Source organism: Elizabethkingia argenteiflava, from assembly GCF_009904105.1.
In the GTDB taxonomy this organism is placed as follows: domain Bacteria; phylum Bacteroidota; class Bacteroidia; order Flavobacteriales; family Weeksellaceae; genus Elizabethkingia; species Elizabethkingia argenteiflava.
This window is the reverse complement of record NZ_JAAABJ010000129.1, coordinates 1-8,042: the sequence shown is the minus strand read 5'-3', so window position 1 is coordinate 8,042 and position 8,042 is coordinate 1. Positions and strand designations below refer to the sequence as shown.

The following is an 8,042-nucleotide window of genomic DNA, read 5'->3' as shown; positions in this document are numbered from 1 at the left end:
TGCGAAATCCTTTGATGGCTTTAAGAACAGAATATTATCTAAGATAATGGCACTGACTGTTATACAATGCATTAATAAACTAAACAATAGAAATATTAACAACTTAAAAACTCGTATTGCTTAAATGCACCACGGGTATGAGTTAGCTTATAAATACAAATCAAAAACAGTCAAAATTATTCTTCTCGGTCTTTTTTTGCCAGAGCGCTATCGACCCAAATCGTAGCAAAGGGGAATAGAGAAGCTAAGAGTGCAAAGACAAAGTCTTCATCATCCCAAGTATAAATTCTTCTGCAAGGCAGGCATAATAATAAATACAAGGTGAAAAATAAGCCATGGATATTACCAATAATAATAATAAAGAGAGTAGCATAGAGACCATGGGGATCATAACGCTTCCAAACCATAGCGACACCATAGAGCAAAAAGCAGGAGACAGCTTCAGCAATACATACATTTTTAAACCATTTGATAACGGTTTCTTCTGGGTACTTGTTAAAAAAGCGATTGATAAATTTCATTTTGTTGCAAAGATAGTCTAGAATTCGAATGTTTTCATATTTGCTTTCCCTAGTCAGATCCAAATTTTAAAACGCCTGGGGAAAGAGGCGGGTTATTTATAAAAATTACTGCCTTCGAGATAGTCAAAAACCTCTGGAGGTAACATGGGACGGATATTTTTGTCCCTTTTTATCATGTTGCGAATCTGCGTAGCTGAAAGTTCAATGATAGGCGCTTCTATTAGGTGAATATTTGTATTGTCCGGATAGGAGTAATCCTTTTTACGGTTTTCAAAGAGCCTTGGGTATACGATTAATTCGTAATTCGTAACGAGTTGTTGATAGTTTTTCCATTTAGGTAAATGTTCAATATTATCTTCTCCCATAATGAGACAAAACTGAGTCTCCGGATATTTCTCATGCAGGTAGGTCAGTGTATCAATCGTATAAGAAGGGCGAGGTAATCCAAATTCGATATTGGAAGCGTGCAGATGCGGATACTTTTCTACCGCTCGATTCACCATCTCTAGACGGTTGTATTCGTCGAGTAAGCTCGTTTTATTCTTAAAAGGATTTTGGGGGCTAACGACAAACCACACCTCTGCCAAATCGGTGTTTTCTCTTATATAATTGGCCAAAATAAGGTGTCCTATATGAATAGGATTAAAGGATCCGAAAAATAAACCCACTTTTTTCATAATCGAATTCTTGAAAAATTAATGAAAAATTACATCTTTAATATTCAGGTAGTAGGTAAGACTATCCTTCCAATAATTTTCCTCAAGGGTAACAGCAATATCAAAGTTTCTGTTTCTAAAATCAGAGGCGTAGTCTCCCATTTTAAATGCCAGGCATTCTATTTCCTTATTAGCTTGTTCTTGAATAATATTAAATTTTAGATGTGAATTTTGTTTTCCCATTTTCTTGATGTAACCTTTTACGCGAACATTTTTGAGTACTAAGATAGGCTTCATATTTTCGGGTCCAAAAGGAGCAAGCCACCTATGAAATTGAAAAAAATCATGGTTCAGATCCTGTAGGGAAATCTCTGCATCGATTTCAATGCTGGGACTTTTTTGATGTTCTTTGATGGATACTTTTACGGTCTCCTCGAATCGTTTCTTAAATTGGGAGAAGTGTTTTTTTTCCATAGACAAGCCTGCTGCAGCCCGATGTCCACCGAATTTTAAGAATAAATCAGCGCAGGAATCCAGTGCCTGATGAAGATCAAAGTCTGCTACAGATCGTGCAGATGCAACCACTTCACCCTCATTTCCATCCGTAAATACAAGAGTAGGTTTATAATACAATTCTATTAATCTGGAAGCCACGATGCCAATAACACCTTTGTTCCAACCCGATTGATAAACTACGGTACTATAGGTGTTTTCTTGTTGAGTTTCTATAACCTGATCAATCGCCTGTTGGGTCATGTTGCTATCCAGTTCTTTGCGTTCGTCGTTGAGGTTCACAATCTTATTGGCAATCAGATAGGCCTGTTTTGTATTTTCGGCTGTCATTAATTCTACCGCTGCTTTTCCATGGGAAATCCTTCCTGCTGCATTGATTTTAGGTGCAATTTCAAATACGATATTAGAAATACTAAAATTTCTCAATTTTTCAGGAGGGATTAATATTTTTAAACCATGTCTCTTGGTTTTGCGAAGCTTATTAAGTCCCATTTTAGCAAAAACTCTATTCTCTCCGGTAATGGGTACAATATCTGCAGCAATACTGATGACCAAAAGATCGGTTAAATCTTGGAGTTCTTGTTCTGGAATTTTATACAGGGTATTGAGCGCTTGGCATAGCTTATATCCCACGCCACATCCGCTCAGATCTTTGTAGGGATAGAGACAATCGTTGCGCTTAGGGTCTAGTACAGCTTTAGCTGGTGGCAAAACATCTCCTGGAAGGTGATGGTCGCAGATGATAAAGTCTATTCCCAAACCATTTGCGTATTCTATTTTATCAATAGATTTAATGCCGCAGTCCAGGGCAATAATTAAAGAAAAACCATTGTTGTTAGCGTAATCTATTCCTTCTGAAGAAACCCCATATCCCTCTAAATTTCTATCAGGAATATAAAAATCCAGATATTTTTTGTTCGATATTCTACTTAGATAAAGATAAAGTAAGGAAACAGCTGTGGTACCATCTACATCGTAATCTCCAAAAACTAAAATTTTTTCGCCGTTTTCTATTGCTTCTGCAATTCGCTCTACCGCTTTATGCATATCTGCCATTAGAAAAGGATCGTGAATATCCGAGAGCTTAGGCTTAAAAAACTCACGCGCTTTTTGGTAGGAATCAATACCTCTCATCACCAGTATTTTCGCAGCTAGGGGCCCAAAACCGAGCGAAGAACTGATGCTATCTATTCGGTCTTCAGCCGGGGGCTGTTTGTAGATCCATCGTTGCGTCATAAGTCAGCAAATATAAAAAATAAAAAACGGAAGTCTAAATAGTTTCGGGAAATTTAGCTTTTGTTTCCCTAGAAATATAAAATTCTCAAGTTCAGTGTAAACACGACCAATCCTCCTCTATGAAAGGCTGTAATATAAAATTAGAGAAGATGGTAAGGTCTTCTCTAATTTTATAATATCAAACTCTATTTAAGCGTAATATTTTGTCTTGAGTTCTTTTACTTTTTTGTCCGTCAGATATTCGTCATAGGTCATATATCGATCGATGATACCTTTAGGGGTTAACTCTATTACTCGATTACAAACTGTTTGAAGCATCTCGTGGTCATGGGATGAAATTAGAATAGTGCCTTTAAAGTTTTCCAAGGAATTGTTTAAAGTCGTAATACTTTCAAGATCTAAGTGATTGGTAGGTTCATCCAAGATAAGAATATTGGCCTTCTGCAACATCATTCGGCTGAACATACAGCGCATCTTTTCTCCCCCCGAAAGAACGGTACACGATTTTAAAGCTTCATCACCGGAAAATAACATTTTTCCTAAGAATCCTCTCACATATTCCTCGTGTCTTTCTTCATCGCTCTGTACGAATTGGCGTAACCAATCTACTAAACTTAGGTTCTCCTTAAAAAAGTTAGTGTTGTCCAAAGGCATATAGCTTTGCTTGGTCGTAATGCCCCATTGGAAAGATCCTTTATCCGCAATAGCATTTCCAGAAATAATTTCCATGAACTCTGTAATCGCCATTGAATTTTTAGAAATCACGGCCACCTTATCTCCCTTTTTAAGGTTGAGGTTAATATTGGAAAACAATAATTCCCCCTCTTTGGTTTTTCCAAGATCTTTTACTTCTAATATTTGATCGCCGGCGTCTCTTTCCTGTTCGAAAATAATAGCAGGATACCTTCTAGAAGAGGGTTTTATATCTTCAATATTAAGTTTGTCTATCATTTTTTTGCGGGCAGTAGCTTGTTTTGCTTTTGCCACATTCGAGCTAAATCGCGCAATGAAATCCTGAAGTTCTTTTTTCTTTTCCTCTGCCTTTTTATTGGCTTGAGCTCTTTGCTTTGTCGCTAATTGGGAAGCTTGATACCAGAAGCTATAATTCCCCGTATAAAGGTTGAGTTTGGAATAATCTAAATCTCCAATGTGGGTACAAACGGCATCCAAGAAGTGACGGTCGTGGGATACCACAATCACCGTATTTTCATAATCTGCTAAAAAATCCTCTAACCAAGAAATGGTATCAATATCTAAGTCGTTGGTAGGTTCATCCAAAATAAGGACATCAGGATTACCGAAAAGCGCCTGTGCTAATAACACTCTCACCTTATCCTGATTTTCCAGCTCTGACATCATTTTGTAATGTAGGTCCTCCTTAATGCCTACATTGGAAAGCATAGTCTGAGCATCAGTTTCAGCATTCCAGCCCCCCATTTCATCATAGATCACCCCTAGCTCTCCTGCTTTAATGCCATCTTCGTCAGAAAAATCGGGCTTTGCATAGAGGGCATCCATTTCTTCCTTAATTTCGAATAATTTCTGATTCCCCCGCATAACGGTTTCTAACACCGTAAAGTGGTCATAGGCAAAGTGATCCTGCTCCAAAACAGACATTCTTTTGCCGGGCTCCAAAGATACATGTCCGGTAGTGGGCTCTTGATTTCCGCTGAGTATTTTAAGGAAAGTAGACTTTCCAGCTCCATTGGCGCCAATAACCCCGTAGCAATTTCCTTTGGTGAACTTTATATTGACGTCATCAAAAAGTACTCTTTTCCCGAATTGTAAAGATAAATTTGAAACTGTTAACATATACTTTTGTAAATTTGTGCAAAAATACAAAAGATTTCCCGATTAAAGATGAATTGGTGAAAAGCTTAGAGTTTTGTTAAATTTTGGTATGAAAATTGCAAGAAGTGTTAATATCGTAAACAGAAAAGCCCGCTTTAACTATGAGATACGTGAAGAGTATGAAGCTGGCATCGTTTTATATGGTACGGAGATTAAGTCGTTACGCTCTTCTAAAGCTTCTATAGCTGAAAGTTTCTGTCAGCTAAAAGAGGGTGAGTTATGGGTGGTAAATATGATGATTGATGAATATAAAATGGGATCATTTTACAATCATAAAGCCAGACGCGATAGGAAATTGCTGTTGCATAAAGCCGAGCTCTCTCGTCTAGAGAAAAAAGTCAAAGATGTGGGTTTTACAATAATACCTTTAAAATTATATATTAATGATAAAGGTAAAGCAAAGTTGCTTATAGGCTTTGGTAAAGGGAAAAAGTTGTATGATAAGCGTGAATCTATTAAAAAACGCGAATCTGATAGGAATTTGAGCAGGATTCAAAAGAATTTTTAAAAAAACTTTGTTTAATACGTAATTTTATATTTATTTTGCATTATCAATTATTTAATCATTTAATTCTATGAAAAATTTAAAACTAGGAATTACAGCGTTGGCGCTTACGGTAGCCTCTACTGCATTCTCTCAGACTACGAGCAATCCGTGGTTAATCGGAGTGGGAGCACACGGTGAAAACCACAGGGCACAAGCTAACAATTTCTCAAATACCTTTTCTGCTCAGAATCTGACGAAGAGGTTGTTTAATATGAATAATTTCTCTAAGACTCCACCTTTATCTAAAATCACTGTCGCTAGAAATATTAATAAATACTTGGTAGCGGATTTACAAGCTTCTATAGGAGATGTAGGGAATAAAAGATTTAACATGGATAAAGAATTTTTCTTGATGGCTGGTCTTGGTCTTCAATTTAAATTCAATGGTTTATGGAATGAGGAGTCTTGGTTCGATCCGTATTTAAGAGTAGGTGCAAATTATATGAGACACGATTACTCAGGATTGGAATTTCCTAGAAATGACTGGAGAAACGTTTATCACTACGAATACTACAACGGAAAAGGAGACAGGTTTGGGAAGAAAAATTTCTTTGCCCTATCAACTGGTGCAGGATCTAATTTCTGGATTACCAAAAGTTTTGGTCTTGGAATCCAAGGAGATTATGTAACCACTCCTGGGGACAACTCTAATGTAGCAAACTTCTGGCAAGCTTCTGCTTCTCTATTGTTCAAGTTTGGAAACAGCGATAGAGATAAAGACGGTATCCTTGATAGAGACGATAGATGTCCTGATACTCCAGGATTACCTGAATTCAAAGGATGTCCTGATACCGATGGTGATGGCGTTCCTGATATCGATGATAAATGTCCAGACGTAGCAGGTCCGGTAGAAAACCAAGGTTGTCCTTGGCCAGATACTGATGGCGATGGCGTTCCTGATAAAGATGATAAATGCCCTACAGTGGCTGGTCCAGTAGAAAATCAAGGTTGTCCTTGGCCAGATAGAGACGGTGATGGTATCCCTGATAAAGATGATAAATGTCCAGATGTACCAGGTCTTGCTGAGTACCAAGGATGTCCTCCAACTGCACAGAGAGTAACAAAAGAACTTAGTGATATCTTGTTCGACTTCAATAGAGCGACTATCCAATCAGGTTCTCTATCTAAAGTAGATACTGCTGCTGAAGTTATCAAAGGAGCTAAAGCTGAAAACTTCTTAATCACTGGTTATACAGATGCTAAAGGTAACCCTGCTTACAACTTAAGACTATCAAGACAAAGAGCTGCTTCTGTAGTGAAAGCGCTTGAAACTAGAGGCGTAAATGGAGCTCGATTAAAATCTGTAGGTGTAGGTTCTAAATTTGCAACCGTTCCAGCAAGTGCTTCTAATGAAGCAAGACAAGCTGATAGAAAAGTTGAAGTAAGAGCAATCTCTAACGATACTGAATGGGCAACTTACAAAAAAGATGATGTTACGGTTACAAAACCAGTAAAAAAAGCCACTAAAAAAGCCGTTAAAAAAACGACTAAAAAGGTTATCAGAAAGAAAAAATAAATAGTTTTTTCTAATTCATACAAAACACTCCCATTCCATGGGGGTGTTTTTTTATGTTTCGTCGTTGTATAATTTACTGATTAGTGATATTTTTGCAATTAAATTATTGTATAAATGGGAAGAGCATTTGAATATAGAAAAGCCTCAAAGATGGCGCGGTGGGATAAAATGGCGAAGACATTTTCCAAGATAGGCAAGGATATAGCTTTGGCAGTAAAAGCGGGAGGTCCTGATCCCGATTCCAACCCGGCATTGAGAAGGTGTGTTCAGAATGCTAAGGGGGCCAATATGCCCAAAGACAACGTAGAACGGGCCATAAAGAAAGCTTCAGGAGCAGATGCCGAGACCTATGAAGAAATAACCTATGAAGGTTACGGACAGGGAGGGGTCGCTTTCTTTATAGAATGTACCACCAATAATCCCACTAGAACCGTAGCCAATGTAAGGGCTATTTTTAATAAATTTGACGGAAATTTGGGTAAAAATGGTGAGCTTTCTTTCCTATTCGATAGAAAAGGTATTTTTACCATAGAAAAATCTCAGATTAAGATGGAGTGGGATGATTTTGAAATGGAAATGATTGATGCAGGCGCTGAGGAAATCGATCAGGACAATGAAATCGTGATGGTAACCACTGCTTTTGAAGATTTTGGTGCGATGTCACATAAGCTTGAAGAGATGAAATTGGAAGTTCAAAATGCCGAGTTGCAGAGAATCCCCAATATGTATAAAGACGTAAGCTTAGAGCAAGGACAAGCCAATATAAAGATGTTAGAGCGTTTTGAAGAAGATGATGATGTACAGAACGTTTATCATAATATGGAGATGAAAGATGAATGGATGGAAGTCTAAAGGACTAATCAAAATACGAAGAGAGGCAGAAAGTCTCTCTTTCTTTTTTAAAGAAGATAAAAATAAGCAAAATAGAATACTATTATGCTAGTCCAGTAGAGTGGTGTAAAAAATTATAAAGAGGTGGTTATACTTTGTAGGGCTCTGCATCTAGATTACATTTAAAAGTCCTTAAGGAATATAAAAAGATCCTGAGATCATTTTTCATTTTAACCTAAGAATTAGGGAGTGTCACCCGAACTGTGTCAGGTTCTAAATTAATGCTCCTCAAAAGCTGTTTTTTTCCTTGAGAATTCTCTCTCCAAATTTAACATAAAGTTGTGATAATGCCATACCCCAGTTATGGATAG

Annotated in this window: 7 protein-coding genes and 1 pseudogene; 4 read left to right on the top strand and 4 right to left on the bottom strand. The window is 37.3% G+C overall.

The genetic code is table 11. From position 1 onward, the window contains the following. Positions 1-124: pseudogene (locus tag GNY06_RS15395) on the top strand (IS982 family transposase); the annotation flags it as partial. A gap of 52 nt (positions 125-176) precedes the next feature. On the opposite strand, the gene GNY06_RS00855 reads toward GNY06_RS15395, so the two are convergent. The 4 genes from GNY06_RS00855 to GNY06_RS00840 all read right to left on the bottom strand — a co-directional run bounded on the left by GNY06_RS00855 (position 177) and on the right by GNY06_RS00840 (position 4,738). Continuing rightward, positions 177-521, bottom strand: a complete 345-nt coding sequence (locus GNY06_RS00855) for a DUF3817 domain-containing protein (protein ID WP_166518386.1) — start codon at positions 519-521, stop codon at positions 177-179. A gap of 92 nt (positions 522-613) precedes the next feature. Further along, positions 614-1,198, bottom strand: a complete 585-nt coding sequence (nadD, locus tag GNY06_RS00850) for a nicotinate (nicotinamide) nucleotide adenylyltransferase (protein WP_166518385.1) — start codon at positions 1,196-1,198, stop codon at positions 614-616. Between the two features lie 18 nt (positions 1,199-1,216). Beyond that, positions 1,217-2,926 (bottom strand): single-stranded-DNA-specific exonuclease RecJ, encoded by a 1,710-nt coding sequence (gene recJ / locus GNY06_RS00845; RefSeq protein ID WP_166518384.1) that lies wholly within the window; start codon positions 2,924-2,926, stop codon positions 1,217-1,219. Positions 2,927-3,115: 189 nt separating this feature from the next. Next, on the bottom strand, positions 3,116-4,738 hold the full coding sequence (locus GNY06_RS00840; protein WP_166518383.1) for an ABC-F family ATP-binding cassette domain-containing protein: 1,623 nt from the start codon (positions 4,736-4,738) through the stop codon (positions 3,116-3,118). An 88-nt stretch (positions 4,739-4,826) separates the two neighbouring features. On the opposite strand from GNY06_RS00840, the gene smpB reads away from it, so the two are divergent. The 3 genes from smpB (at position 4,827) to GNY06_RS00825 (ending at position 7,692) form a co-directional block, all read left to right on the top strand. Further along, a complete protein-coding gene (gene smpB, locus GNY06_RS00835) occupies positions 4,827-5,285 on the top strand; it encodes an SsrA-binding protein SmpB (RefSeq protein WP_166518382.1) in 459 nt (152 codons plus the stop codon). Positions 5,286-5,352: 67 nt separating this feature from the next. Continuing rightward, on the top strand, positions 5,353-6,840 hold the full coding sequence (locus tag GNY06_RS00830) for an OmpA family protein (protein ID WP_166518381.1): 1,488 nt from the start codon (positions 5,353-5,355) through the stop codon (positions 6,838-6,840). Between the two features lie 114 nt (positions 6,841-6,954). After that, a complete protein-coding gene (locus GNY06_RS00825; RefSeq protein WP_166518380.1) occupies positions 6,955-7,692 on the top strand; it encodes a YebC/PmpR family DNA-binding transcriptional regulator in 738 nt (245 codons plus the stop codon). The last annotated feature ends 350 nt before the right edge of the window (positions 7,693-8,042 follow it).